The organism is Allobosea spartocytisi (assembly GCF_014764685.1).
Classification (GTDB): domain Bacteria; phylum Pseudomonadota; class Alphaproteobacteria; order Rhizobiales; family Beijerinckiaceae; genus Allobosea; species Allobosea spartocytisi.
This window is the reverse complement of sequence record NZ_JACXWY010000011.1, coordinates 63,760-89,510: the sequence shown is the minus strand read 5'-3', so window position 1 is coordinate 89,510 and position 25,751 is coordinate 63,760. Positions and strand designations below refer to the sequence as shown.

At 66.0% G+C, this 25,751-nt stretch carries 30 protein-coding genes and 1 tRNA gene; 24 read left to right on the top strand and 7 right to left on the bottom strand.

The window, feature by feature from the left end:
* Positions 1 to 7: 7 nt before the first annotated feature.
* From IED13_RS17690 to denD, 7 genes are all read left to right on the top strand, one after another.
* Complete coding sequence (locus IED13_RS17690; RefSeq protein ID WP_112763566.1) at positions 8 to 1,870, top strand: IlvD/Edd family dehydratase; 1,863 nt, start codon at positions 8 to 10, stop codon at positions 1,868 to 1,870.
* Between the two features lie 248 nt (positions 1,871 to 2,118).
* Positions 2,119 to 2,958, top strand: a complete 840-nt coding sequence (locus tag IED13_RS17685) for an isocitrate lyase/PEP mutase family protein (protein WP_191124934.1) — start codon at positions 2,119 to 2,121, stop codon at positions 2,956 to 2,958.
* The gene (locus IED13_RS17680) at positions 2,955 to 3,281 is read left to right on the top strand and encodes a hypothetical protein (RefSeq protein ID WP_038363760.1); all 327 of its coding nucleotides are present in this window, start codon (positions 2,955 to 2,957) and stop codon (positions 3,279 to 3,281) included. The genes IED13_RS17685 and IED13_RS17680 overlap by 4 nt, the downstream gene beginning before the upstream one ends.
* Positions 3,278 to 3,949 carry a GNAT family N-acetyltransferase gene (locus IED13_RS17675; protein ID WP_191124933.1) on the top strand — a complete coding sequence of 224 codons (672 nt, stop codon included), beginning with the start codon at positions 3,278 to 3,280 and terminating at the stop codon, positions 3,947 to 3,949. The genes IED13_RS17680 and IED13_RS17675 overlap by 4 nt, the downstream gene beginning before the upstream one ends.
* Before the next feature lie 2 nt (positions 3,950 to 3,951).
* The gene (locus tag IED13_RS17670; protein WP_191124932.1) at positions 3,952 to 4,407 is read left to right on the top strand and encodes a GNAT family N-acetyltransferase; all 456 of its coding nucleotides are present in this window, start codon (positions 3,952 to 3,954) and stop codon (positions 4,405 to 4,407) included.
* Positions 4,408 to 4,422: 15 nt separating this feature from the next.
* Complete coding sequence (locus IED13_RS17665) at positions 4,423 to 5,169, top strand: SDR family oxidoreductase (RefSeq protein ID WP_191124931.1); 747 nt, start codon at positions 4,423 to 4,425, stop codon at positions 5,167 to 5,169.
* A 30-nt stretch (positions 5,170 to 5,199) separates the two neighbouring features.
* Positions 5,200 to 6,180 carry a D-erythronate dehydrogenase gene (gene denD / locus IED13_RS17660; RefSeq protein WP_191124930.1) on the top strand — a complete coding sequence of 327 codons (981 nt, stop codon included), beginning with the start codon at positions 5,200 to 5,202 and terminating at the stop codon, positions 6,178 to 6,180.
* A gap of 93 nt (positions 6,181 to 6,273) precedes the next feature.
* Here the strand turns inward: denD and IED13_RS17655 are convergent, their stop codons facing one another.
* The 3 genes from IED13_RS17655 to rplU form a co-directional block, all read right to left on the bottom strand.
* Positions 6,274 to 6,960, bottom strand: coding sequence for a GNAT family N-acetyltransferase (locus IED13_RS17655; RefSeq protein WP_112763560.1), 687 nt, complete (start codon positions 6,958 to 6,960; stop codon positions 6,274 to 6,276).
* 155 nt (positions 6,961 to 7,115) lie between these two features.
* Positions 7,116 to 7,382, bottom strand: a complete 267-nt coding sequence (rpmA, locus tag IED13_RS17650) for a 50S ribosomal protein L27 (RefSeq protein ID WP_038363769.1) — start codon at positions 7,380 to 7,382, stop codon at positions 7,116 to 7,118.
* A gap of 170 nt (positions 7,383 to 7,552) precedes the next feature.
* Positions 7,553 to 8,041, bottom strand: a complete 489-nt coding sequence (rplU, locus tag IED13_RS17645; protein ID WP_191124929.1) for a 50S ribosomal protein L21 — start codon at positions 8,039 to 8,041, stop codon at positions 7,553 to 7,555.
* A 296-nt stretch (positions 8,042 to 8,337) separates the two neighbouring features.
* Between rplU and IED13_RS17640 the strand changes: the two genes are divergently transcribed.
* The 3 genes from IED13_RS17640 to IED13_RS17630 all read left to right on the top strand — a co-directional run bounded on the left by IED13_RS17640 (position 8,338) and on the right by IED13_RS17630 (position 10,088).
* A tRNA-Ser gene (locus IED13_RS17640) sits at positions 8,338 to 8,427 on the top strand.
* A gap of 233 nt (positions 8,428 to 8,660) precedes the next feature.
* A complete protein-coding gene (locus IED13_RS17635; RefSeq protein ID WP_113254946.1) occupies positions 8,661 to 8,942 on the top strand; it encodes a hypothetical protein in 282 nt (93 codons plus the stop codon).
* 462 nt (positions 8,943 to 9,404) lie between these two features.
* A complete protein-coding gene (locus IED13_RS17630) occupies positions 9,405 to 10,088 on the top strand; it encodes a transglutaminase-like cysteine peptidase (RefSeq protein WP_191124928.1) in 684 nt (227 codons plus the stop codon).
* Here IED13_RS17630 and IED13_RS17625 read toward each other — a convergent pair.
* Positions 10,075 to 10,395, bottom strand: coding sequence for a hypothetical protein (locus IED13_RS17625; RefSeq protein WP_133564751.1), 321 nt, complete (start codon positions 10,393 to 10,395; stop codon positions 10,075 to 10,077). The genes IED13_RS17630 and IED13_RS17625 overlap by 14 nt on opposite strands.
* The gene (locus IED13_RS17620; protein ID WP_404801896.1) at positions 10,392 to 10,946 is read right to left on the bottom strand and encodes a DedA family protein; all 555 of its coding nucleotides are present in this window, start codon (positions 10,944 to 10,946) and stop codon (positions 10,392 to 10,394) included. Before IED13_RS17620 ends, IED13_RS17625 begins: the two co-directional genes overlap by 4 nt.
* A gap of 386 nt (positions 10,947 to 11,332) precedes the next feature.
* Between IED13_RS17620 and IED13_RS17615 the strand changes: the two genes are divergently transcribed.
* The 13 genes from IED13_RS17615 to IED13_RS17555 all read left to right on the top strand — a co-directional run bounded on the left by IED13_RS17615 (position 11,333) and on the right by IED13_RS17555 (position 23,062).
* Positions 11,333 to 12,247, top strand: coding sequence for a LysR family transcriptional regulator (locus IED13_RS17615; protein ID WP_191124927.1), 915 nt, complete (start codon positions 11,333 to 11,335; stop codon positions 12,245 to 12,247).
* A gap of 92 nt (positions 12,248 to 12,339) precedes the next feature.
* Positions 12,340 to 13,170 (top strand): NAD(P)-dependent oxidoreductase, encoded by an 831-nt coding sequence (locus tag IED13_RS17610; RefSeq protein WP_191124926.1) that lies wholly within the window; start codon positions 12,340 to 12,342, stop codon positions 13,168 to 13,170.
* A gap of 4 nt (positions 13,171 to 13,174) precedes the next feature.
* A complete protein-coding gene (locus IED13_RS17605; RefSeq protein WP_191124925.1) occupies positions 13,175 to 14,293 on the top strand; it encodes a 4-oxalomesaconate tautomerase in 1,119 nt (372 codons plus the stop codon).
* Between the two features lie 23 nt (positions 14,294 to 14,316).
* Positions 14,317 to 15,042: a PIG-L deacetylase family protein gene (locus IED13_RS17600; protein ID WP_113254951.1), complete on the top strand. Its 726-nt coding sequence runs from the start codon at positions 14,317 to 14,319 to the stop codon at positions 15,040 to 15,042.
* 187 nt (positions 15,043 to 15,229) lie between these two features.
* Positions 15,230 to 16,405: an ABC transporter substrate-binding protein gene (locus IED13_RS17595; protein ID WP_113254952.1), complete on the top strand. Its 1,176-nt coding sequence runs from the start codon at positions 15,230 to 15,232 to the stop codon at positions 16,403 to 16,405.
* A 31-nt stretch (positions 16,406 to 16,436) separates the two neighbouring features.
* The gene (locus tag IED13_RS17590) at positions 16,437 to 17,294 is read left to right on the top strand and encodes a branched-chain amino acid ABC transporter permease (protein ID WP_191124924.1); all 858 of its coding nucleotides are present in this window, start codon (positions 16,437 to 16,439) and stop codon (positions 17,292 to 17,294) included.
* On the top strand, positions 17,291 to 18,298 hold the full coding sequence (locus IED13_RS17585) for a branched-chain amino acid ABC transporter permease (RefSeq protein ID WP_248312648.1): 1,008 nt from the start codon (positions 17,291 to 17,293) through the stop codon (positions 18,296 to 18,298). Before IED13_RS17590 ends, IED13_RS17585 begins: the two co-directional genes overlap by 4 nt.
* A complete protein-coding gene (locus IED13_RS17580) occupies positions 18,295 to 19,047 on the top strand; it encodes an ABC transporter ATP-binding protein (RefSeq protein WP_191124923.1) in 753 nt (250 codons plus the stop codon). Before IED13_RS17585 ends, IED13_RS17580 begins: the two co-directional genes overlap by 4 nt.
* Before the next feature lie 7 nt (positions 19,048 to 19,054).
* Positions 19,055 to 19,765: an ABC transporter ATP-binding protein gene (locus tag IED13_RS17575; protein WP_191124984.1), complete on the top strand. Its 711-nt coding sequence runs from the start codon at positions 19,055 to 19,057 to the stop codon at positions 19,763 to 19,765.
* 24 nt (positions 19,766 to 19,789) lie between these two features.
* Entirely contained in the window at positions 19,790 to 20,899 is a 1,110-nt protein-coding gene (locus IED13_RS17570; protein ID WP_191124922.1) for a 5-methyltetrahydropteroyltriglutamate--homocysteine S-methyltransferase, read from the top strand.
* Between the two features lie 163 nt (positions 20,900 to 21,062).
* Complete coding sequence (locus tag IED13_RS17565; protein ID WP_191124921.1) at positions 21,063 to 22,016, top strand: VOC family protein; 954 nt, start codon at positions 21,063 to 21,065, stop codon at positions 22,014 to 22,016.
* Positions 22,017 to 22,348: 332 nt separating this feature from the next.
* Positions 22,349 to 22,657 (top strand): hypothetical protein, encoded by a 309-nt coding sequence (locus IED13_RS17560; protein WP_038363791.1) that lies wholly within the window; start codon positions 22,349 to 22,351, stop codon positions 22,655 to 22,657.
* 120 nt (positions 22,658 to 22,777) lie between these two features.
* Positions 22,778 to 23,062, top strand: a complete 285-nt coding sequence (locus IED13_RS17555) for a hypothetical protein (protein ID WP_038363793.1) — start codon at positions 22,778 to 22,780, stop codon at positions 23,060 to 23,062.
* A gap of 65 nt (positions 23,063 to 23,127) precedes the next feature.
* Here the strand turns inward: IED13_RS17555 and IED13_RS17550 are convergent, their stop codons facing one another.
* A complete protein-coding gene (locus tag IED13_RS17550) occupies positions 23,128 to 23,376 on the bottom strand; it encodes a DUF2934 domain-containing protein (protein WP_038363796.1) in 249 nt (82 codons plus the stop codon).
* A 304-nt stretch (positions 23,377 to 23,680) separates the two neighbouring features.
* Positions 23,681 to 24,703 (bottom strand): bile acid:sodium symporter family protein, encoded by a 1,023-nt coding sequence (locus tag IED13_RS17545; protein WP_113254957.1) that lies wholly within the window; start codon positions 24,701 to 24,703, stop codon positions 23,681 to 23,683.
* 129 nt (positions 24,704 to 24,832) lie between these two features.
* On the opposite strand from IED13_RS17545, the gene IED13_RS17540 reads away from it, so the two are divergent.
* Positions 24,833 to 25,750, top strand: coding sequence for a LysR family transcriptional regulator (locus IED13_RS17540; protein ID WP_191124920.1), 918 nt, complete (start codon positions 24,833 to 24,835; stop codon positions 25,748 to 25,750).
* Position 25,751 lies beyond the last annotated feature (1 nt).

Below are 25,751 nucleotides of genomic sequence, written 5' to 3'. Positions count from 1 at the left end.
GCGTTCGATGGCAAAGACCCCGGAGAGCAATGTGCCGCGGCAGGACCGCCCGGTGGCGGTTGCGAAGCGCAAGGCAAAGCGGCGCATCAAACCGGAACAGCTCCGCTCGAAAGCCTGGTTCGATAACCCCGCCAATGCCGACATGACCGCGCTCTATATCGAGCGCACCATGAATTTCGGCCTGTCGCGCGAGGAGTTGCAGTCCGGCCGGCCGATCATCGGCATCGCCCAGACCGGCTCCGACATCGCCCCGTGCAACCGGCATCATCTCGAGCTCGCCCCGCGCATCCGCGACGGCATTCGCGAGATGGGCGGCGTTCCCTTCGAGTTCCCGATCCATCCGATCCAGGAAACCTGCAAGCGCCCGACCGCCTCGCTCGACCGCAACCTGCAATATCTCTCGCTGGTCGAGATCCTCTACGGCTATCCGCTCGATGCCGTGGTGCTGACCACTGGCTGCGACAAGACCACCCCGGCGCAGATCATGGCTGCCGCGACGGTCGACATCCCGGCGATTGCGCTGCCGGGCGGGCCGATGCTGAACGGCTCCTTCCGCGGTGAGCGCACCGGCTCGGGCACCATCGTCTGGAAGGCGCGCCAGATGATGGCCGCCGGCGAGATCGACTATAAGGGCTTCGTCGACCTGGTCGCGTCGTCGGCGCCGTCGGCCGGTCACTGCAACACCATGGGCACGGCCTCGACGATGAACGCGCTGGCCGAGGCGATGGGCATGACGCTGCCCGGCGCGGCGGCGATCCCCGCGCCCTACCGCGACCGCTACGAGATGGCCTATCTCACCGGCAAGCGCATCGTCGAGATGGTCTGGGAGGATCTGAAGCCTTCGGACATCCTGACCCGCGAGGCCTTCGAGAACACCATCGTCATCAACTCGGCGATCGGTGGCTCGACCAATGCGCCGATCCACGTCAACGCCATCGCCAAGCATATCGGCGTCAAGCTCGACAACGAGGACTGGACGAAGATCGGCTACGACACGCCGCTGCTGGTCAACATGCAGCCGGCCGGCGAATATCTCGGCGAGGATTATTACCGCGCCGGCGGTCTGCCGGCAGTGATCGCGGAGCTGCTCGCCAAGGGCAAGCTTAAGCCCGCCATCACCGCGAATGGCCGCACCCATGAGGAAAACTGCGCCGGGGCCTTCTCGGGCGATCGCGAGGTCATCAAGACCTATGATGCGCCGATGAAGAAGGAGGCCGGCTTCCTCAATCTCTCCGGCAACCTGTTCGACTCGGCGATCATGAAAACCAGCGTGATCACGCCGGAATTCCGCAAGCGCTATCTGGAGAACCCGAAGGACCCGATGGCCTTCGAGGGCCGCGCCATCGTCTTCGACGGGCCGGAGGATTACCACCATCGCATCGACGATCCGGCGCTCGCCATCGACGAGCACTGCATCCTGTTCATCCGCGGCGTGGGGCCGATCGGTTACCCCGGCGCGGCGGAGGTCGTGAACATGCGGCCGCCGGATTATCTCATCAAGAAGGGCGTCACCGCGCTCGCCTGCGTCGGCGACGGGCGCCAGTCCGGCACCTCGGGCTCGCCCTCGATCCTCAACGCCTCGCCGGAAGCGGCGACGGGCGGAGGGCTCGCGCTCCTCAAGATGGGGGACAAGGTCCGCATCGACCTGAAGAAGCGGACGGCCGACATCCTGATCTCCGAGGCGGAGCTGGCCGAGCGCAAGGCCGCGTTCAAGGCGGCGGGCGGCTACAAATATCCGAAGAGCCAGACGCCCTGGCAGGAGATCCAGCGCAAGATCGTCGATGAGCTCTCCGAGGGCATGGTCCTCAAGCCGGCGGTCAAGTACCAGAAGATCAACAAGAAATTCGGTATTCCGCGCGACAATCATTGAGCGGGGCGCCACAGGCGCTGTCATGCTCGGGCGAAGACCCGAGCATCTCTCGACGAAGAGGCTCCAGTGCCTGCTCCGGTCAGAGTTTCTCGGGTCGCTGCTTCGCATCGCCCGAGAATGACGGACCAGGCGGCATTCGCCGCGCGCAACGGCCCCCGCCGGCTAATGCGCGCGGATGGGGCTGACAAACGGGTCGGCGCTCGACACTATGCCAGCCCGCAGCTCCCGCTGATCTGAAACGATTTAAAATGAGCTATTCCCCGCAGGTCGAAACCTTCCGCAAGCTGCATGAGAGCGGCTGCTTTGTGATGCCCAACCCCTGGGATCTCGGCTCGGCGCGCTGGCTGCGCGGGCAGGGGTTCAAGGCGCTGGCCTCGACCAGCGCGGGCTTCGCCTTCACGCAAGCGCGGGCCGATCAGGATGTGCCGCGCGACATGATGCTCGCCCATCTCGCCGAATTGGTGAAGGCGGTGCCGGATCTGCCGGTCAATGCCGATTTCGAGAACGGCTATGCCGATACGCCCGATGGCGTCGGGGCCAACGTCAAGCTCTGCGTCGCGACAGGCGTCGCCGGACTTTCGATCGAGGATGCGACCGGGCGCGAGGCGGATCCGCTCTATCCGTTCGAGCTTGCGGTCGCGCGGGTGAAGGCGGCGCGCAAGGCGATCGACGAGACCGGCTCGGGCGTGCTGCTGACGGCGCGCGCCGAATGCTTCCTGACCGGCCATCCCGAAGCGCTGAAGGAGTCGGTGCGCCGCATCGAGGCCTATGCGGCGGCGGGCGCCGACGTGCTCTACGCGCCGGGCCCGAAGACGACCGACGACATCCGCACGATCGTCGATGCGGCCGGCGGCAAGCCGGTCAATGCGCTGGTCTATGGCGATTTCGGCCTCTCCGTCGCCGATATCGCGGCGGCCGGCGCGCGGCGCATCTCGATCGGCGGGGCGCTGGCGCGGGCGGCCTGGGCCGCCTTCATCGAGGCGACGCGGCTGATCGCCGAGGAGGGCAGCTTCAAGGGCTTCGCCAATAATGGCCCCTCGGCGCCGCTCAATCCGTTCTTCCGTGGGGATCTCGAGGCGCGTTCGTGAGCGGCGTGCTGCTGATCGCGCCGGAGTGGCTTGGCCATAGCGGGCTCTGGCAGATCGACGCCAAGGGCAAGCGCAAGGCTGTCGATGCCGAGGATATTGGATTGTCGGAGAAGCTTGCCGACCGGCTCGAAGCCTGGATGGATTCCTTCGACGCGATCTATGACGAAGACGACGAGGCGGCCTCCGATTTCCCAAGCGAGGTCGAGCGGTTGGCCTGGGAGGCCGAAGGGCACGCCATCGCGGACGCGGTCGCGCGCGAACTCGGCGCGGGCTGGGACATCCGGCAGGATTTGACCGGCTGGCGGGAAAAGGGAACGTCATGACCTCGTTGCAGAACTGGAAGCCCGTGCCGTTCCCGCCGGCGAAGGTGCTGGAAGGGCGCTATTGCCGGCTGGAGCCGCTCGACGTCGGCAGGCATCTCGACGACATCTGGGCCGCGACGACCGGCCACGATCAGATCTGGGACTGGCTGCCGGCCGCGCCGCCGAAGAGCAAGGACGAATACCGCGCTTTGCTCGAATCGATGGTGGCGAAAGCCGGCATCGTGCCGCTCGCCGTGATCGACAAGGCCGATGGCAAGGCCAAGGGCCATCTCTGGATCATGGAGATCCGCCCCGAGCAAGGCGTCTTCGAAGTCGGCTGGATCACCTATTCGCCGGCGCTGCAGCGCACCCGGGTGGCGACGGAAGCGATCTATCTCGTCGGCGATTACGGCTTCTCGCTCGGCTATCGCCGCTATGAATGGAAGTGCAACAATCTGAACGAGCCCTCGAAACGCGCGGCTTTGCGCTTCGGCTTCCAGTATGAGGGGTTGTTCCGCCAGCACATGGTGGTGAAGGGCGCGAACCGGGATACGGCCTGGTTCTCCATCATCGATTCCGAGTGGCCGGCGCGTGCGCGCGCTTTCCAGGCCTGGCTCGCGCCCGACAATTTCGATGCGCAGGGCCAGCAGAAAGCGTCGCTCACCGATCTCGCCAAGGTCCAGTCCTGACGATGACGCCGCGCCGCGCCACGCCTGCCGATATTCCGGCGATCGTCGCGCTGACGGAGGCAGCCTATCTGCCGAACGAGGCGATCATCGGCGTGCCCTCGCTGCCGCGCCTCGCGGACTATCACGAGGTGCTGGCCAAGCACGAGGTCTGGCTGGTCTATGGCGAAGCGGGGCTCGATGCCGCGCTGGTGCTGGAGATCGAGCCGGAGGATTTCACGATCTGGAGCATTGCGGTGTCGCCGCAGGCCGCGGGCCGCAAGCTCGGCGCGGCGCTGATGGACTTTGCCGAGGCGCGGGCGCGGACGCTCGGCTACGCCTCGATCCATCTCTATACGCACGCGAAGCTCAGCCAGCGCATCGGCTGGTATGAGCGTCTCGGTTTCACCATCACGCATCATGAGGACATGGCCGACCGGCGGCTCACTCATATGCGCAAGACATTTTCCAAAGCCGGCTAAAAAGAGGACGAAGGCATGGCGGGTCGTTTGAAGGGTAAGGTCGCGGTGGTCACTGCCGCGGGGCAGGGCATCGGCCGCGCGATCGCCGAGGCTTTCGTTGCGGAAGGCGCCACGGTCTGGGCGACGGACAAGGACGTCACCCTGCTCGAAGGCATTCCGAAGGCGAAGAAGCGCAAGCTCGACGTGCTTTCGACCAAGGCCGTCAACGCCTTCGCCGAGAAGGTCGGGCCGATCGACATCCTCGTCAACGCTGCCGGCTTCGTCCATCATGGCACGGTGCTCGACACCGACGACAAGGCCTGGGACTTCTCCTTCGACCTCAACGTCAAGGCGATGCACCGCACGATCCAGGCTTTCCTCCCGGGCATGCTGGCCAAGGGCGCAGGCTCGATCGTCAACATTGCCTCCGGCGCCGGCTCGGTGCGCGGCATCCCGAACCGCTATGCCTATGGCGCGACCAAGGCGGCCGTGATCGGGCTGACCAAGGCCGTCGCGGCGGACTTCATCAAGAAGGGCATCCGCTCGAATGCGATCTGCCCGGGGACGATCCAGTCGCCCTCGCTCGACCAGCGCATCAAGGATCTGGCGGCGGCGACCAATGTCACCGAGGCGGCGGCGCGGCAGGCCTTCATCGATCGCCAGCCGATGGGCCGGCTCGGCACGGCGGAGGAGATCGCCTGGCTCGCGGTCTATCTCGCCTCCGACGAAGCGACCTACACCACCGGCCAGATCCACCTCGCCGATGGCGGCTTCGCGCTCTGACGCGCACACAAAAACTCAAGGGAGGTCAGGGTGCATATCCTCGTTCTCGGCGGCGCCGGCATGGTCGGGCGCAAATTCATCGAGCGGCTGGCGCGCGATGGCGGGCTGGGCGGCAAGCCGGTCACCCGCGTGACGGCGCAGGATGTCGTGCCGGCCTCGCCGCCGCCGGCCGCACCCTTCGATTTCGAGGCGGTGGTCTCCGATCTGTCGGTCGAGGGCGCGGCCGAGACGCTGATCGCGACGCGGCCCGAATTGATCGTCCATCTTGCGGCGATCGTCTCCGGCGAGGCGGAGGCCGATTTCGACAAGGGTTATCGGATCAATCTCGACGGCACGCGCTACCTGTTCGAGGCGATCCGTCGAATCGAGGGCTATACGCCGCGCCTCGTCTTCACCTCTTCCGTCGCGGTGTTCGGTGCGCCCTTCCACGACAAGATCGAGGATGAGTTCTTCACCACGCCGCTGACCAGCTACGGCACGCAGAAGGCGATCGGCGAGCTTCTGCTCTGCGACTATTCGCGGCGCGGCTTCTTCGACGGCGTCGGCATCCGCCTGCCGACGATCTGCGTAAGGCCGGGCAAGCCGAACAAGGCGGCCTCGGGCTTCTTCTCCAACATCATTCGCGAGCCCCTGAACGGCGAGGAGGCCGTGCTGCCGGTCTCCGACCAGGTGCGGCACTGGCACGCCTCGCCCCGTTCGGCCGTCGGCTTCCTCGTCCATGCCGCGACGATGGACACCACGAAAATCGGCCCGCGCCGGGCGCTGACCATGCCGGGCTATTCCTGCACCGTCGCCGAGCAGATCGAGACGCTGCGCAAGGTGGCGGGCGAGAACGTCGTGAAGCGGATCAAGCGGGTGCCTGATCCGGTGATCGATGGGATCGTCGCCGGCTGGCCGCGCAATTTCGACCCCCAGCGCGCGCTGGCGCTTGGCTTCAAGGCAGAGTCGAATTTCGAGGAGATCATCCGCGTGCATATCGAGGACGAACTGCACGGGACCTTCGTGAAGTGACTTTGCCGGCCTCAGGGCCGTCAGCATCACGCTTCCATCTGCGGCACGCCCGGCCTTGAGCCGGGCGTGTTCTTTTTTCAAGCTCCGGTGCGCTCAGGCCGCACAGGTCTCGCTCTGCGACTGCTGGAGCCGTGCCGGAAGCTCCGGCTCCGCATCGGCGGATGTCCTGGCCTCGAGCTCGGGCGCATGGGCCCAGCCGGTGGCGCCCCAGCTCTTCAGCGCCGCCCAGGTCGAGCGGTCGAGCCGGAACTGCTCGCAAGGGAACAGCCCGCCCCGCGCCGGCAGCGACTTGAGGAAGGAGCCCTCCGGCCGGAAGCCGGACTTCTCCAGGACCCGCCGCGAAGCCGGATTGATGACGCGGGTATCGGCCTCGATCGCCGGCACGTCGACCAGCGAGAACAAGGTGTCGATCAGCCCCTGCACCGCCTCCGTCGCATAGCCCTTGCCCCAATGCTGGGTGCCGAGCCAGTAGCCGATGAAGGGCGTGCCCGAGGCCTGCCGGTGCGCGCCGATCATGCCGATCAATTCGTTGGGCTTCGCGCGCGGGGTGACCGCCAGCACGAGGTGCTCGCCCAGCGCATTGCCCTTGCGCATCGCGAAGATGAAGGGTTCGACCGCCTCGGGCGGGTAGGGATGCGGGATATTGGCCGTCATCTCCGCCACGGCCTTCTCACCGGCCTGGCGCAGGATGGCGGCGGCATCCGCCATACGCGGCCAGCGCAGCCAGAGACGCCGGGTCTCGAGCCGGAAGACATCGTCGCGGGTCAATTCGGGGAACATTCTCGTCTCTCCGTCGGCGCAAACGAAAAAAGGGAGCTGGGACTTCGGTCCCATCTCCCCTTCGCTGACCTTCGGGAGACCCATTTCGGGCCTTCAACCCTTGATCCGTTCGGTTCGATGGAACCGGCGGATCGAGAGAATTCCCTATCCGCCTTTTACTCTGCGGCCTCTTGGGCCGGGACTACGTTCACGAAAGCTCGGCCGAGTTTCGTCGTGAATCGGACGCGGCCGTTCGTCGTCGCAAAGAGGGTATGGTCTTTGCCCATGCCAACGTTCGCGCCGGCATGCCACTTGGTGCCGCGCTGACGAATAATGATGTTGCCGGCAACGACGGCCTGATCGCCGAAGCGCTTCACGCCGAGTCGCTTGCTTTCGGAATCGCGGCCGTTACGCGACGAGCCGCCTGCCTTTTTGTGAGCCATAACGCCCTACCTCAAAACTTCTCGTGTCTCTCTAACCCGAATCGGCGGCGAAAGCCACCCGGTTCGGATACGAAATGCCGGAGCACCATTCTGTCAGGAGCGACAGGCCGAGGACGTAAGCCTTCGGCGATGGCGATCCGGCGTGGATATCGACGCCGGGAAACCCGGTCTCAGGCCTCGGACGCCTCGTCCTTGGCCTTCTTGGCAGGGGCCTTCTTGGCCGCGGCCTTCTTCGGCTTCTCGGCATCCTCGCCGGCCTCGGCCTTGGCGGCCTTCGGAGCAGCCTTCGCCTTGGCGGCGACCGGAGCAGCGGCGGCATCGCCCTTCTTCATCTCCGGCTGCTTGCCGCCGGTGAGGATGTCGGTGATGCGGATGACGGTCAGCTCGGCGCGGAAGCCGCGCTTGCGCTTCGAGTTCTGGCGGCGGCGCTTCTTGAAGGCGATGACCTTCTCGCCACGGGCCTGCTCGACGATCTCACCGACGACGGTGATCTCGGAGAGGGCCTTGGCGTCGAGCGTGGTCTTCTCACCTTCGGTGAGCATCAGCACGGAGCCGAAAGCGACGGTGTCGCCCGGGTTGCCCTCGATCTTGGCAGCGGTGATCTTGTCGTTGGCGGCGACGCGGAACTGCTTCCCGCCGGTCTTGATGACTGCGAACATTTTGTCCTCCATGTTCGGCCCCGCCCTGTCACGGCCTCCGGACTGGAAGCGCATGCGGGACGGCTTTTTGGCAGTCGATTGCGTGGTCTGGTTTGCTCTTGCCGGCACGCGACGCAGCGCACATGCCAAAAGAGATCGGGCGCGGGTTTCCCCACGCCGGACGGTGCTCGATAGTCGGGCTCTCCGCGAAGGTCAAGCGAAAGCGGCGGGGGACGATCGATTTCTCCCGCCCGGGAGGCTTGCCCCTCGGGCGTGGCTTGTGTAGTAAGCGCCTCGCTTCGACCGATAGCGACCGCGGACAGGTGGCAGAGTGGTTGAATGCACCGCACTCGAAATGCGGCATACCTGCAAGGGTATCGGGGGTTCAAATCCCTCCCTGTCCGCCATCATCCCGCCAAGGGATTGAGACCATCGATATCACCGCGCCTGACCTGATCCGTTCCCGGCTTGCGCTGGGAAAGTGGGCGAAAGCCCGCAAAGGTTGACGCAATCATCATGCGTGCGCGCCGACCGCGTCCTCGTTCTTTTTCAGCACGCCGAACGACGCATGCAGCAGCTCTCCTCAGGCCGGCGCGGAATACGCTTCGGCGCCAAATGGGATAACATTTAGGAAGCGGGAATGGCCAAGCGTACGAAATCCAAAGCTCTCGATACCGAGTTCACGATGTTCGATGTCATCTATGAGGATGGGTCGAGAACCTCCAACCGACGCGTTCCGACAGCGCTGCTCGGGGGGCTTGATGGCGATGAGCCGGCCAAGGCGGCAATCCTGGAGCAGGACCAGATCATCTCCGAGAAGTCGGGCAAGCCGCCCTTGGCGATCGCGACCCTCGTCCGGTCGACGAAGGCAGCGGCCGAGCCAGAGAAGCGCAAGGATGACCGCAAGAAGCGCAGTGCGTGATCGGCGAGGAGTTGGATAGGCCAGCAGATGCCGGCGAATCGCCACCGGCCGCAGAGAAGACGTGCGGGGCTCGGTCTTTCTTCCCGCCGATCCGTTCGTAGAAGCCGAGCCCGGTGAGCCGCCCCAGGTTCGCGGGAGGCCCCGACTCCCAAGAGGGCGGGGCTCTGACGAGCAAGGCGACGAATACGTTCTCGCCTGAGATGCCTGCTTGCGCGGTGCCCGCTGGGTCGTGTCAGCCGGGCGTTTTACACGCTGGCGCGGAGCCGGCGTCAGATCTCGGACAAACGGGCTCCAAAGCAGCTGGAAACGAACCGGGGTCGGACCGATCTTCGGCAGGCAACGCCAAGTCCGAACGCCGGCAGTTGCTGTGACGCATTAACCATTAACGGGGTTTTAACTTTTCGAAAGCCCGAAAGCCGCGCTATTTTGTTAAGGAGTTGTTAACCATACGGCGGCCCCGGCATGCGTATCAGAGCCAGGTTGATCCTTTCGATTGTTGCTCTGCTTGCGCATTTTTCGATGCCGATCTCCTCGGCCGCGGCCGGTGCGACCCAAGCCGAGCGCCTGCCGGTCGCAGAGCCTGCCGCATTCGCCCGGATCGGCGGGCAAGCGAGGCCGATGATCGGCTGGACCCTGTTTTGCCAGGCGCAGCCGCTCGAGTGCAGCGAAACGCGGCTCGCTCCGGTGGCGGTGATCCTCACGCCGGACTCATGGGCGGAGCTCAACGCCATCAACGCCTTGGCCAACAAGCAGATCAAGCCGATCGGCGACGACGACCATTACGGGATCTCCAAAATGGGGATCCCCAATTGGTGGACTTACCCCGATGACGGATCCGGCAATTGCAATGACTATGTGCTGCTCAAGCGGCGGCTCCTCATCGAGGCCGGGTGGCCGAAATCCGCGCTGCTCATGACGGTCGTCGTTACCCCCGAGGGTGAAGGGCATCTGGTTCTGACAGTCCGGACGGACCGGGGCGACCTCATCCTCGATAATGTGCGCGAGAAGATTCTGGTCTGGAACAAGGTCGGCTACCGCTTTGTGAAGCGGCAATCCGCCGCGAACCACAATGTCTGGCTTTCGATCGAGGCCGACGAGCTTGCTCCCGCGACATCCGCGGCCTCGTCGCGGGTCAGCAGTCGTTGAGGCTCCAGTATTTGCTCACGAGCTCTCTGTCATCGTCGTCCAGGACGGCGAAAGTGCCGGGGATCACGACGAAAAACCGTTGCGCCGATTTTCCCGACGCGGCGACTCGGCCGCATACGGCGAACCCCGGCATCCGCCTGCTCGGGCGAATTCTCAGATCGGACATCCTGGCTGCCGGCCCCAGTCGCCGGTTCAGTGCTTCCTGAGTGAGACGCGGAACGTCGCCGCGCGTCGCGGGAGCTTCTCCTGGAGCAGCGGCAAGCGTGATCTGCAGGGCTGTGAGGATGGCCGCGGTCCAGCTCGTCATGGCGAAAGCATCTTTGCTGTGGTGGCGCCGGGCAAGAGCAGGGCTCCAGCCCAGAGAAACGCCGACGCCCAGTTCGAGAGATGGAAGGCGAGGGGTGGCATAGCCGACAGACCCGCGACGAGCGGGACCGTCGCGCGCAACGGCCCGAAAAAGCGGCAGCCGACGATACCGAGCCAACCCCATTGCCGAAAGAATGCTTCTGCGCGGCCCATCAATGCAGGATGGCGCAATGCGAAGCGCGAGCGCCGCATCGTTGCCTCGTACCGCCTTCCGAGCCAGTAGGAGACCCAGTCTCCCAGCGCAGCCCCTATGGAGATCGCGATCCAGATGGGCAGAAAGGCGATGCCGCTGGCGCCTATCAGGCCGCCGATCGCCAGCAATAGAGCTGTGCCGGGAATGATCAGGGAGACGAAGGCAAGGGATTTGAGGAAAGCCAGAAGAAACGCAATCGGCGCCGCCCAGGCTTCGTGAGCCTGAATAAAGGACAGAACGGGCGCAATCCACTCATTGAGGATCGCGAGGACGCCGTGGTTTGCGAGGGTGTCCTTCAATCCGTCAGCCCCGTTGGCGCTTGCGTCGTTGCGGCTTTAGCAGGCCGGTTTATCCGGGCAAGCGGTGTGGTGCGAGATGAAGAGCTGCCTTCCGGTGCCACCTTTAGTCCTCGCCTCGCGCGGCCGCAAACGTCGTCACGGCACCCTCGGCTGCAGGCGCGCATTCATGCAATCGGATCCGGCTGCTGAAGCGGGAGATGAGCCTGTAAAGTCCAGGCTCGGGGTGGCTCGACGGTGAGCTGCCGGAGTGCTACACACGGTCGATAGGATAGGCATTAAGCTATTGATCTTACTCGGTAAGAGGCGCGGAAAGCCACATCCATCCCTCTCCGCCACTTCCGCATTGCGCGCAGTTGCCATGGGGTTGCTGTGCACGGGCTGTTTTCATGCGCGTTGACGTCCTGGGACTTCAGGCTTTCGTCGCCATAGCCGAGCGCGGCAGCTTCCGCGCTGCCGCCTCCCATCTCAATCTCTCCCAGACCGCGCTCAGCCATCGCATCCGCAAGCTGGAGGAGATGCTCGGCACGCCGCTTTTTCTGCGCACGACCCGGCAGGTCTCCCTGACCGCCGCCGGCACGACGCTGCTGCCGCGGGCGCGGCGCATCTTCGAGGATCTCGGTTCCGCACTCGACGAAGTCCGGATCGATCTGCAGGAAGGGGACGATCAGGTCTCGGTCGGCTGTCTGCCGACCGTCGCGGTGCATTGCATGCCGTCGGTCATCGCCGCCTTCGCCAGGCGCCATCCCGGCGTCGGGGTGAGGGTCCACGACAATTCGGCGTCCGAGATCGCCGGCAAGGTCCAGTCCGGCGAGGTCGAGTTCGGCGTCACCATCGTTGCCGCCAATCGCTGGGATCTGGAGCTGAAGCCGGTCGTGAAGGAGCCCTTCGTTCTGGTCAGCCATCGCGACATGCCGCTGGCCCAGGCCGCTTCGCTGACATGGGCGCAGTTGCAAGGCGAGCCGCTGGTGCGGATCAGCGCCGAAACCGGCAACCGCATCCTCATCGACGATGCGCTGGGCGCACGGCGCGAGAGCCTGACCTGGCGCTACGAGGTCCAGCGGGTGGTCACGGCGGTCAGCCTGGTGCGCTCCGGCATCGGCTACGCGATCGTCCCTCAGCTCGCGCTCGACGCGGTCGAGGCCGGCGGGCTGGTGGCGGTGCCGCTGCGTTCGCCGACCGTCACGCGCACGCTGGGCATCGTCACGCGCAAGACCGTGCCGCTGCGGCCCGTGGCGCGCGATCTTCTCTCGTTGCTGAGCCAGGCCCTGAAGCGCAGCATCACGCCGCGCCGAGATGAATGAAATTAATCAATCGCTGCATTCTTATCATTTGATGAGGGAATGAGGCTGCTCCACCTTTGCCGCGGGAGAAAACGCACAAGGGAGTGGCGGCGATGGCTGGTTCGGCCAGGATCGCATTCATCGGCTATGGCGAGGTCGGCCAGACGTTCTCGCGCGGATTCCTGGCCCATGGCGTGGCCGGGATTCACGCCTATGACCTGCTTTTCGGCAGCGGGCCTGGCAGCAGGCTCGAGGAAGCGGCGCGCCGGATCGGCGTGACCTGCGCCGACACAGCCGAACGGGCTTGCACTGAGGCCACCTTCGTCTTCTCGGCCGTTACGGCGGACCGCACCGAGGCGGTGGCCGCCGAGGCCGCAAGCTGGCTGAAGCCCGGCCAGATCTTCGTCGATGTCAATTCGGCCGCGCCCACGACCAAGCAGCGGGCGGCGCAGGCGATCGCGGCAAGCGGCGCCGATTATGTCGAGGCGGCGGTGATGGCGCCGGTGCTGAAGCCCGGCCTGCGGGTCCCGATCCTCGCCGGCGGCCCGAAGGCGGTGGATGCGGCCGAGGCGCTCAACCGACTCGGCATGAACCTGACACCGGTCTCCGAAATCTTCGGACGGGCATCGGCGATGAAGCTCTGCCGCAGCATCGTCATCAAGGGACTGGAGGCGCTGATGGTGGATTGCGCCGCCGCCTGCGAGGCCTGGGACGTCAAGGATCCCGTCTTCGCCAGCCTGCACGAGACCTTTCCCTCCATCGATTTCCATGCGCTCGCCGCCGATATGCGCGAGCGTGTCGCGACCCACGGCATCCGGCGGGCGGCGGAGATGCGCGAGGCAGCCGAGATGCTCGCCGCCGCCGGCCTCGAACCCGGCCTCGCCAGCGCCATCGCGGACGCCCAGCAGCGCGGGGCGCGCGCCAAGCCGGCGGCAGGAGCCTGAGGCCATGGCCCAGATCGCCATTCCCTGCATGCTGATCCGCGGCGGCACCTCGAAGGGAGCCTATTTCCTGCGCGGCGACCTGCCGGCTGACAATGCGGCGCGGGACGCATTCCTGCTTGCGGTGATGGGCTCGCCCGACAAGCGGCAGGTCGATGGGCTCGGCGGCGCGCATCCGCTGACGAGCAAGGTCGCGATCGTCTCGCCGTCCAGCGAGCCGGGCTGCGACATCGATTTCCTGTTCGCGCAGGTCGGCATCGAGACGGCGCAAGTCGATACGACACCGAATTGCGGCAACATCCTCGCCGGCATCGGGCCCTTTGCCCTGGCGCGCGGTTTGGTCAAGGCGCAGGGCGCGCGCACGACCGTCCGGGTCCGCACCATCAACACCGGCACCATCGCCGATCTGACCATGGATACGCCCGATGGCGAGGCGAGCACCGAGGGCAGCGCGCGCATCGATGGCGTGCCGGGGACCTCGGCGCCGATCGATATCGGCTTTCTCGATGCCGAGGGCTCGGTCTGCGGCGCGCTGCTGCCGACCGGCCATGTCGTCGATGTGATCGAGAGCGTGCCGTGCACGCTGATCGACAATGGCATGCCGGTGATCGTGATGCGCGCGGCCGATATCGGACGCAGCGGCTACGAGTCGCGCGAAGAGCTCGACAAGGATAGGGAGCTGAAGCAGCGGATCGAGCGCATCAGGCTCGCAGCCGGGCCGCTGATGAATCTGGGCGATGTTTCCGGGAAGGTCGTGCCGAAGATCGCGCTCGTCGCGCCGCCGCAGGCCGGTGGCGCGATCTGCACGCGCAGCTTCATCCCGCATGAATGCCACGCCTCGATCGGTGTTTTCGCGGCAGTGACGGTCGCGACCGCGGCCGTGCTGCCGGGTTCGCCGGCGGCGTCCGTCGCGGCGATGCCCGAGGGCCGCGAGCGCTCGCTCTCGGTCGAGCATCCCACGGGGGAGTTCACGGTGACACTCACGGTCGGCGGCACGGCCGAGCGGCCTGTGGTCGAGCGGGCCGGGCTCCTGCGCACCGCACGCATCCTGATGGAGGGCCGCTCCTTCGTGCCGGCGAGCGCCCTGGCCGCACATGCGGGCAGCGCCCGCCATGCCGCCGAATGAGTTGAGAGAGGGTTGAGGTTTCGATGGCGAACGCGCAGAAGACGGGTCTCGTGATCACCGCCCATCCGGGCGATTTCGTCTGGCGCGCGGGCGGCGCCATCGCGCTGCATGCGAAGCGCGGGATGCGGGTGAAGATCCTCTGCCTGTCCTATGGCGAGCGCGGCGAGAGCCAGTTCGCCTGGAAGAAGGCTGGCGTCAGGATGGAGGAGGTCAAGGCCCAGCGCCGGGAGGAGGCCGAGGCTGCGGCCGAACTGCTCGGCGCCGAGATCGAGTTCATGGACGCAGGCGACTATCCGCTGCGCACCACGCCGGAGATGCTCGACCGCGCCATCGACATCTTCCACGAATTGGGGCCGAGCTTCGTGCTGACCCATGCACTCGAAGACCCCTACAATGTCGACCATCCCGAGGCGGCGCGCTTCGCCCAGGAGGCCCGCATCATCGCGCAGGCGGCCGGCCACAAGCCCGATCCGGAGCGTGCCTATGCCGCCCCGCCGGTCTTCCTGTTCGAGCCGCACCAGCCCGAGCAATGCGACTTCAAGCCGAATGTCATCCTCAACATCGACGAGGTCTGGGAGGTGAAGCGCCGGGCCTTCGAGATCCTCGCCGCGCAGAAGCATCTCTGGGAATATTACACCCGCGTCGCGCTCAATCGCGGCATGCAGGGCGGCCGCAACTCCGGCAAGGCGATGACCTATGGCGAGGCCTATCAGCGGCTGTTTCCGGAAGCGCTGGAGGCGCTGGCATGACCCGGTGGGCATCCGCGCCCGCCAGTCCAAGGAAGACGAAAAACCTAGACGATTGGCGGCTGGCGAAGGCGGACGGGATATGTAGGCTATGCGCAAAGGCCCTGCCAAAGCGGGCCGCGTCCATCGCGACGGCGATGAGAACGAAGAACGGCTTCGCAGAGAGCCAATTCAGGGGAAGGGAACGGACATGACGGTTCGCAGGACGTTACTCGGTGGCATGCTCGGGCTGGCGCTGGCCGCCTCGACGAGCGGGTTTGCGCTGGCGCAGGAGGCGGTGAAGATCGGCCTGATCCTGCCGATGACGGGGCCTTTCGCCTCGACCGGCAAGCAGATCGATGCCGCGGTGAAGCTCTTCCTCGCCAGGGAAGGCGCCACCCATGGCGGTCGCAAGCTCGAAGTGATCCTCAAGGACGATGCCGGTAACGCCGATGCGACGCGGCGCCTCGCCCAGGAGCTGGTCGTCAACGAAAAGGTCTCGGTGCTTGCCGGCTTCGGGCTGACGCCGCTTGCCATGGCGACCGCACAGATCGCGACGCAGGCCAAGGTGCCGGAGATCGTGATGGCGGCGGCGACCGCCTCGATCACCGAGGCCTCGCCCTATATCGTGCGGACCTCCTTCACCTTGCCGCAGGCTTCCGAGCCGATGGCCAACTGGGCCGCCAAGAACGGCATCAAGAAGGTCTTCACCGTCGTCACCGATTACGGGCCGGGCATCGATGCCGAAACCTCCTTCGCCAACACGTTCAAGGAGGCCGGTGGGACCGTCGAGAGCGTGCGCATCCCGCTGCGCAATCCGGATTTCGCGCCCTTCCTCCAGCGCGTCTCGGAGGCCAAGCCCGACGCGCTCTTCGTCTTCGTGCCGTCGGGCGTCGGCGCGCAGTTCATGAAGCAGTTCATCGAGCGCGGCCTCGACAAGGCCGGCGTCAAGCTGATCGGCACCGGCGACGTGGTCGATGACGACATCCTCGAAGGCATGGGCGATGTCGCGCTCGGCGCCATCACCACGCACCACTATTCGGCCGCACATGACAGCCCGGCGAACAAGGCCTTCGTCGAAGCCTTCCAGAAGGCCAATCCCGGCATGCGCCCGAACTTCATGGCGGTCGGCGGCTATGACGGGATGAAGCTGATCGCCAAGGCGCTCGACGCGACCAAAGGCGACGCCAGCGGCGACAAGCTGATCGCGGCGATGAAAGGCGCCTCCTGGGAGAGCGTGCGCGGGCCGGTGAAGATCGACCCCGACACCCGCGACATCATCCAGAACATCTATGTCCGCAAGACGCAGAAGCTCGGCTCCGAGCTGCACAATGTCGAGTTCGAGACGATCAAGGACGTCAAGGACCCGGTGAAGGCCCGCAAGTGACGGGCTTTCCGACGGCGGCGGATCGACGCGCATGCTGACCATCCTGTTCGACGGCATCGCCTATGGGATGGTGCTGTTCGTTCTCGGCTGCGGGCTCTCCGTGACCATGGGGTTGATGAATTTCGTCAACCTCGCCCACGGCGCCTTCGCGATGCTCGGCGGCTATGTCGCCGTGCTGGCGATGCAGCGGCTCGGCCTGCCGTTCCTGGCGAGCCTGCCGCTCGCCTTCCTCGCGGCGGCGCTGGTCGGCGTCGTGCTGGAGCGGCTGATCTACCGGCCGATGTATACGAAAAGCCATCTCGATCAGGTGATGTTCTCGATCGGGCTGGTCTTCATGGCGGTGGCCGGCACGGACTGGCTGATGGGCTCGACCCAGCAGTTCATCCGCCTGCCGGACTGGCTGCAGGGGCGCTTCGAGGTCGCCGGCATCGGCATCGGCCGTTATCGGCTCTTCGTCATCGTCGTCTGCGGCCTGCTCGCCGTCTCGCTGCAATGGGGCTTCACCCGCACCCGCTTCGGCAGCCGGCTGCGCGCGGCGGTCGACGATGCGCGGGTGGCGCGCGGTCTCGGCATCCCCGTCAACCGCCTGTTCGCACTGACCTTCGCGCTTGGATCGGGGCTGGCGGGATTGGGCGGCGCGCTCGGCATCGAGCTGATGGGCCTCGACCCGACCTTCCCGCTGAAATTCATGATCTACTTCCTGATCGTCGTCACGGTCGGCGGCACGTCCAGCATCACCGGGCCGTTCTTCGCCGCGATGCTGCTCGGCGTCGCCGATGTCGTCGGCAAGTATCTCGTGCCGCAGGTCGGCGCCTTCATCATCTACGCGCTGATGGTCGTGCTGCTGATCACTCGGCCGCACGGGCTGTTCGCGAAGGCGCGGGCATGACGATGCCCGTGTTCGAGACACGCGTCCGGCAGGCGCTGTTCGCCTCGCGGCGCTGGCATCCGGCCGAAATCGTCTTCTGGTGTCTCGCCTTCGCGGCCTTCCTGCTGTTCCCGCGCAACCTGCTGCTGCTCAACGAGATCGCGATCCTCGCGCTGTTCGCGCTCTCGCTCGATCTGATCCTCGGCTATGCCGGCATCGTCTCGCTGGGACACGCCGCCTTCCTCGGCATGGGCGCCTATGCGGCCGGGTTGCTCGCCAAACATGTCTCGGCCGATCCGTTTGCCGGGCTGTTGGCCGGCATGGGAGCGGCCGGGTTGCTCGGCCTCGTCACCAGCCCGCTCGTCTTGCGCGGCACCGATCTCACCCGGCTGATGATCACGCTCGGCGTGGCGCTGATCCTCTACGAGCTGGCGAATTCGCTGAGCGCGCTGACCGGCGGCGCCGACGGTTTGCAGGGCATCATGATGGCGCCTGTGCTCGGCCTGTTCGATTTCGATATTTTCGGCCGCACCGCCTATCTCTATTCGCTCAGCGTCCTCTTCCTGCTGTTCCTGATCGCAAGGCGGGTGGTGCATTCGCCCTTCGGCCTGAGCCTGCGCGCGATCCGCGACAATCCGCTGCGGGCCGCGGCCTCGGGAGTTCCGAATGATCGGCGTCTTGCCGCCGTCTACACGCTCGCGGCGGCCTATGCCGGGGCGGCGGGCGCGCTGCTTGCCCAGACGACGCAATTCGTCTCGCTCGACGTGCTCGATTTCCACCGCTCGGCCGATCTGATGCTCGTGCTGATCATCGGCGGCGCCGGCTATCTCTATGGCGGGCTGATCGGGGCGATCGCTTTCAAGCTGCTGCAGGACCTGATCGCGAGTTTCACGCCGCAATACTGGATGTTCTGGATCGGGCTCTTCCTCGTGCTCTTCGTGCTCGGTGGACGCGAGATGATCCATGGCGCGGTCAAGGCCGTTGCGGCACGCTTCGCCCGGCTCGGCAAGGGAGCGGCCCGATGAGCGCGGTGCTGCAAACCTTCGACCTGTCCAAGAGCTTCGGCGGCATCACCGCGACCGATCATGTCGATTTCACGCTCGCGAAGGGCGCGCGCCATGCGCTGATCGGCCCGAACGGCGCCGGCAAGACCACCTTCGTCAATCAGCTCACCGGCGTGCTCCGGCCGAGCTCCGGCCGCATCGAACTGATGGGCGAGGACATTACCGCGTTGCCGCGCGAGGCGCGGGTGAAGCGCGGGCTCGCCCGCACCTTCCAGATCAACCAGCTTTTCGGGACGATGACGCCGCTCGAGATGATCGCGCTCGTCACCTCCGAGCGGCTCGGCCGTGGCAGCCATCCGTTTCGCGCGCTCGACCGCGATCTGGAGCTGGTGGGTCAGACTGCCGAGATTCTGACGCGCTTCCGGCTCGACGACATCATGGACCGGCGCATCGCGACACTGCCCTATGGCAAGCAGCGCCAGATCGAGATCGCTGCCGCCTTCGCTGCAAGGCCGAGCGTGCTGCTGCTCGACGAGCCGGCGGCCGGCGTGCCAGAGGCCGAGCGGCGCGAATTGATGCAGACGGTCGCCGCACTCCCCGACGACGTCTCCGTGCTGCTGATCGAGCACGATATGGATCTCGTCTTCCGCTTCGCCACGCGCATCACGGTGCTGGTCAATGGCCGCGTGCTGGCGGAGGGGACGCCGGAGGAGATGGCGCGCGACAGCAGCGTGCGCGCGGCCTATCTCGGCGAGGGCGCCCATGCCTGACGCATCGCTGCCTGAGCTGCTCAAGATCGAGAAGCTGAGCGCCGGCTATGGCGAGGCGCAGGTGCTGTTCGACATCGACCTGGCGCTGGCCGAGGGGCAGTCGCTCGCGCTGCTCGGCCGCAACGGCGTCGGCAAGACGACTTTGGTCAACAGCATCATCGGCGTCACCCGCCGGCGCGGCGGGCGGATCGTGCTGGCCGGGCGTGATCTCACCGCCGCCTCGCCGGAGCAGAGGGCGCATGCCGGCATCGGCTGGGTTCCGCAGGAGCGCAACATCTTCAAGTCGCTGACCGTGCTGGAGAACCTGACGGCGGTGGCCCGGCCGGGGCCCTGGGATGCCGCCCGCGTCTTCGGCATGTTCCCGCGATTGGCGGAGCGGAAGACCAATCTCGGCAACCAGCTTTCCGGCGGCGAGCAGCAGATGCTGGCGATCGGCCGGGCCTTGATGATCAACCCGAAGCTTCTGCTGCTCGACGAGCCGACCGAGGGGCTGGCGCCGATCATCGTCGAGGAGCTGCTCAAGGCGCTGAAGGCCCTGTTCCGCGAGGAGGGGCTTTCCGCCATCGTGATCGAGCAGCATGCGCGCAAGATCCTCGAGCTGACGGACGAGACCATCGTGCTCGAACGCGGCCGCGTGGTCCTCGCCGAGCGCAGTGCTACGCTCATCGCCGAGCCCGAGCGGCTCGAACACCATCTCGGCCTCGCCGCCGCAGCCTGACCGTCAAGAACCGGAGGAAACCTGATGACCCAGAGGAAGAAGCCACCATTCCGGGGCGACATGGTGGGAAGCCTGCTGCGCAGCGCGCCCGTCAAGGAAGCCCGCGCCAAGGTCGCTGCGGGCGAGATGGCGCAGGCCGAGCTGGCGAAGATCGAGGACGAGGAGATCAGGAAGCTCGTCCGCAAGCAGGAGGAGATCGGCCTGCAGGCGGTGACCGACGGCGAATACCGCCGCGCCTTCTGGCATTTCGACTTCCTCGACGGCTTGACCGGCGTCACGACCTACGAGACCGATGCCGGCATCCAGTTCAAGGGCGTCGCCACGAAGGGGCATGGCATCCGCGTCACCGGTAAGCTCGACTTCCCGGCCGACCACCCGCATCTGGCCCATTTCAAGTTCCTGGCCTCGGTGACCAGCCGTGTGCCGAAGATGACCATCCCGAGCCCGTCCATGCTGCATTACCGCGGCGGGCGGAAGGCGATCGATCCGAGCGCCTATCTCAAGATGGAGGATTACTACGACGATCTGGGCAAGGCCTATGGCAAGGCGATCAAGGCCTTCTACGATGCCGGCTGCCGCTATCTGCAGCTCGACGATACCAGCCTGTCCTATTTCTGCGATCCCGAGCAGCGAAAGATGCTGGCCGAGCGCGGCGACGATCCGGACAAGCTGATCTTCGTCTATCGCGACGTGCTCAACGCGGCGTTGAAGGCGAAGCCCGCCGACATGCAGATCACCACCCATACCTGCCGCGGCAACTTCAAATCGACCTTCATCGCGTCCGGCGGCTACGAGCCGGTGGCCGATCTCGTCTTCAACCAGATCGATGTCGACGGCTATTTCATGGAGTGGGACGACGACCGCTCGGGCGGCTTCGAGCCGCTGCGCTTCCTGCCCAAGGGCGACAAGCAGGTCGTGCTCGGCCTCGTCACTTCCAAGTTTGGCACGGTCGAGAGCAAGGACAACCTGAAGCGTCGCATCGAGGAGGCCGCCAAGTTCGCGCCGCTCGAACAGCTCTGCCTGTCGCCGCAATGCGGCTTCGCCTCGACGGAAGAAGGCAATGTGCTGGCCGAGGACGAGCAATGGGCCAAGCTCTCGCGCATTCTCGAAGTGGCGAAGGAAGTCTGGGGCTGAAAGCGCCTTTGGGGGAAATCTGGTCATCCCGGACGGAGCGAAGCGAAGATCCGGGATCCATGCCTGAACATTGATCGGAAAGGCTCCGGCATGGATCCCGGGTCAAGCCCGGGATGACCGCGTGGCTCCGTGCAAAATCAGCTTGCTCCAGAGGACACCAGACATGAGCGCCGAGCCCTGCTTCGACATCGCCCATCTCGGCCATGTCGAACTCTTCACCAACAAGCCGCAGGAGAGCCTCGACTTCTTCGTCAACATCTTCGGACTGACGGAGAGCGGGCGCGCGGGCGACTCCGTTTATCTGCGCGCCTGGGACGATTACGAGTTCCACACGCTGAAGCTGACGGCCTCGAATACGACCGGCGTCGGCCATATCGGCTATCGCGCTGCGAGCGAGGCGGCGCTCCTGCGCCGCGTCGCGGGAATCGAGGGGATGGGCGCGGGCATCGGTTGGGTCGAGGGCGACCTCGGCCATGGCCGCGCCTATCGCTTCCGCGACCCCGACAACCATGTCTTCGAGATCTATTTCGACACGAACAAATATGTGGCGCCCGAAGGCGAGCGGCCGGCGCTGAAGAACCAGGCGCAGCGCAACCATGGCCGGGGCTGCGCCGTGCGCCGGATCGATCACGTCAACCTGCTGGCGCAGGACGTCGCCGCGATCCGCGACTTCATGCCGAAGGCGCTGGGCAGCCGCGTCACCGAGCAGATCGTGCTGGATTCCGGCGAGGTCGGCGGCTGCTGGTTCACCGTCAACAACAAGAGCTACGATATCGCCTATACGCGCGACCACACGCCGGCGCAGGCGCGCTTCCACCATGTCACCTATGCAGTGGACCAGCGCGAGCACATCCTGGAGGCGGCCGATCTCTTCCTGGAGAACGGCGTCTTCATCGAGACCGGCCCGCACAAGCATGCGGTGCAGCAGACCTTCTTCCTCTATGTCTATGAGCCGGCCGGCAACCGCGTCGAGATCGCCAATGCCGGCGCGCGCCTGATCCTGGACCCGGACTGGCAGACCGTGACCTGGACCGAGACAGAGCGGAAGAAGGGCCAGGCCTGGGGGCTCAAGACGATCGAGAGCTTCCACATGCATGGCACGCCGCCGGCGGCGTAGCGCGCGCCACAGGCTCTGTCTCAGGGAGAGATGTCTGGGATGCCGTTATGGCGGCATCTGCATGGCTTCCGCCGGAAGTCCTGCTTCGACTTGGTCGGATCGTCGGCCAATGATCGGGCTGCGGCGACGACAAGAAAATGTCGATGGTCCAGATCGCTGTCGGGTTCCGTTCAGAATCGCGATTCTAAACTGCATCGTGTTCTCGAAAGCGGTGCCATCGATTTCGGTCGAGCGCCGTTAACGAAACATTCTTGCTCATCACCCGTTTTGGGCAATAGCCTTGTCTCGTTTGATTCGACTGGGCTTTGTTCATGCGATTTGGAGAAACGCTTATGGAACGACGTTCTTTCCTGCTCGGGCTGTTTGCCCTTTCCGCTGGCGCCGCCACCGTCGCCGTGGCTGGCAAGGCTGATGCGGCCGGGCTCGGCGCTGCCGGCCAGGCGCTCGGCGCCATGCCCTCCGAGAAGGCCGCGACGCTGCCGGACGGCACCCCGATCGAGCAGGTGCAGTATTCTCACCGTCCTCACCCCGGCCACCGCCCGCGTCCTCCCTACCATCGCCCGCGTCCGCGGCGTCAGGTCTGCACGGTGCACCGCAACCGCTTCGGCCGTCCGGTCCGCGTTTGCCGCTGGGTCTACTGAGCGTTTTGACCGTTTCGGCGGAAATGGCTTTCGAGCTATCTTTCGCCGCGTGAGTATCGGGCGATGGCGGAGGCGCCATCGCCCTTTCGGTTTCCTCGTCGACGCGGCACAGGTGAGGTCATGATCAGGACATCGGTAACCCTTGGAGCTCTGGCGGTCCTCGTTGCGGGCTGCGTTTCAAATCGCCCGGAACCTGCTCCTGTCCCGCAGGGCGGTACGGCGAAGCAGATCCTTCGCGATGGCGGCCAACTCGTCCTTCCCGACGGGACGCGGGTCACGCCCGATCCCACCGGAGGCTTCCAGCTGCCGAACGGCGACTATGTCCGGCGCGATCGCGGCGGCGCGCTCATCCTGCCGACTGGCGCACGCTGCGCGGCGACGCCCAGCGGCTATATCTGCCCCTGACGGGCAGGCTTCTGCTGGCCTGAACCCTTGCCGGTGCATCCCCACCGGCCTGCGGGCGCGCAGCCTTACATCGCACGGCCGCGCGGCGGGCGGCGGCGTTCGTGCCGGTCGGTCAGATCGGGCGGCATCGGCCGGGCTGCGCCGAACGAGTCCTCGTTCTCGTCGGTGAGGACATGGTTGTGGCTGCGGAAGGCCCAGATTTCCTTGGCGGCCTCCCAATGCTCGCGGTCACGGCCTTCCGGCTGGCCTTCCTGCATCCAGATGCCGTAGGCGATCTTCCTGATCTCGCGCTGGGCCTTCTCGTCCTTGCTCATGCAATCCTCCATCGTGACCGACGGCCGGGCTTCACCCTATGGCGACCAGCCGCCATGATGCCGCTTCGAGGCGGGCCGCAGCAGCGGCCGTCGCGGCTTTTCAGCGGTGACATCCGGCGAGGCCAGCCCGGATCGCGTTGGGCCTCGCCCTGTCTCCACGGCGCCCTTCCATGAAGGCGCTCGCTTCCGGGAGAGCGACGTCCTTTCATGTGGGGGCAGGCAGGGGATCAACAAGGCTGAAGCCCGGCTTGTTCCGGTGGAGCGAGGTGAGACGTAAGCGCGCAGATCGCGCGCCCGGCTTCGTTCAGGCCTTTGCCGGGCCGAGCATGGGCTGGGATTCCGGCTCGGGATGGGTCTCGACGGGACGCTTGGCGTAACGCTGCGCCAATGTGGCGCAGGCGAAGAGCTGGATCTGGTGGAACAGCATCAACGGCAGGACGATGAGGCCGAGCGCCTGGCCGGGGAAGAGGATGTTGGCCATCGGAATGCCGCTCGCCAGGCTTTTCTTCGAGCCGCAGAAGACGATGGCGATCTCGTCCTCCTTGGAGAAGCCGAAGCGGCGGCTGACGACCGTCGTGATCACCAGAACGGCCGCGAGCAGGACCATGTCGAGCAGCACGACGGCGACGAGGTCGCCCGCCGTGACCTGCGACCAGATGCCGGCCGCCATGCCTTCGCTGAAGGCAGCGTAGACGACAAGCAGAATCGAGCCGCGATCGACCAGCGAGATCACCGCCTTGTGCCGCTGCAGGAATGTGCCGATCCAGGGGCGCAGGATCTGGCCGACCGCGAAGGGCGCCAGGAGCTGGAGTGCGATGCTCTCCACCGCCGCGGTGCTGAAGCCCCCGCCGTTCGCGTTGAGCAGCAGCATGACGAGCAGCGGCGTCACCACCATGCCGAACAGGTTCGAGACCGAGGCGCTGCACAAAGCGGCGGCGACATTGCCGCGCGCGATCGAGGTGAAGGCGATGGAGGATTGCACCGTCGAGGGCAGTACGCAGACGAACATCAGCCCGAGAATCAGCGTGGGGGAGAGAAAGTTTCCGAACGCCTTGGTCAGGCCGAGCCCGAGCAGCGGGAACAGCACATAGGTGCTGGCGAAGACGAGGGATTGCAGCCGCCAGTGCAACAGCCCGTCCCAGACCGCCTTCGGCGAGAGCCGTGCGCCATAGAGGAAGAACAGCAGCGCGACCGCCACGGAGACCGCGTCATTGGCGACCACGGCGCCCCGGCCGGTGGCGGGCAGGATGATCGCGACCGCGACGGTGGCGAGGAGCGCGAGCAGATAGGGGTCGATGCCGAAGCGGGCGAGGGTGCGGCGGAGCATCTGATGCCCTCCTGAATGAGTGGCTTCTGCGGCATCGGCCTGTTCCGAAAATCGCCTGCCACTTTCGGGCCGATGCTGTAACAGATCGCCGGCTCATTTTGATCCGGACTGGACATGATATTGCTCATCATGAATCATGATGAGGTGACATCCGATCCGAAACCGCTCGATCCCGTGCTGCTGCGCAGCTTCCTCAAGGTCTGCGAGACGTTGAGCTTCACCGAAGCGGCACGGCAGCTCGGCTTGCGGCAATCCTCGGTCAGCCAGCATGTGGCGCGGCTGGAGAAGCGGGTGGGGCGCAAGCTGCTGGCACGGGATACGCATGAGGTCCGCCCGACGCCGGATGGCGATGCGATCCAGCCCTTCGCCCGGCAGGTCCTCGAGGCCGGCAGCCGCATCGAGCACTATCTCAAGGGCTCGACGCTGCGGGGGCGCCTGCGGCTCGGCGTCTCCGAGGATTTCGCCTTCACGGCGCTGCCGGACATCCTCGCGGAATTCGCGATGCAGCATCATGCCGTCGATCTGGAGCTGACGGTGGGGCTGAGCGGCCGGCTCTACGAGCAATACGATGCGGGCGATCTCGACCTGATCTTCGTCAAGCGCCGCAATGGCGACGCGCGCGGCGTCGTCGCCTGGGAGGAGCGGCTGGTCTGGATCGGGCGGCCGGGCTCGCGGCTGGCCGAGCAACCGGTGGTGCCGCTGGTGCTCTATCCGCCGCCGAGCATCACGCGCATCCATGCGATCGAGACGCTGGAACAGGCCGGCCGGGCCTGGCGCGTCGCCTGCACCAGCGGAAGCCTTGCGGGCCTGCGCGCCGCGACGGTGGCGGGGCTCGGCGTCACCGCGCATTCGGCGCGCTTGATCCCGCCGGGGCTGGCCGAGGCCGAGCCGCGCGAGGCGCTCCCCCGGCTGGGCTCGATCGAGTTTGTCGTGGTCGGCGGGCAGTCGCATGAGGAAGCGGCGCGGGCACTCGCCGCCAGCATCCTCTCCGGCGCCGGCCGGCTGCTGCCGGCCGAGAGTTCCGCGGCTCGGCGGGGCAGGGCGTAGA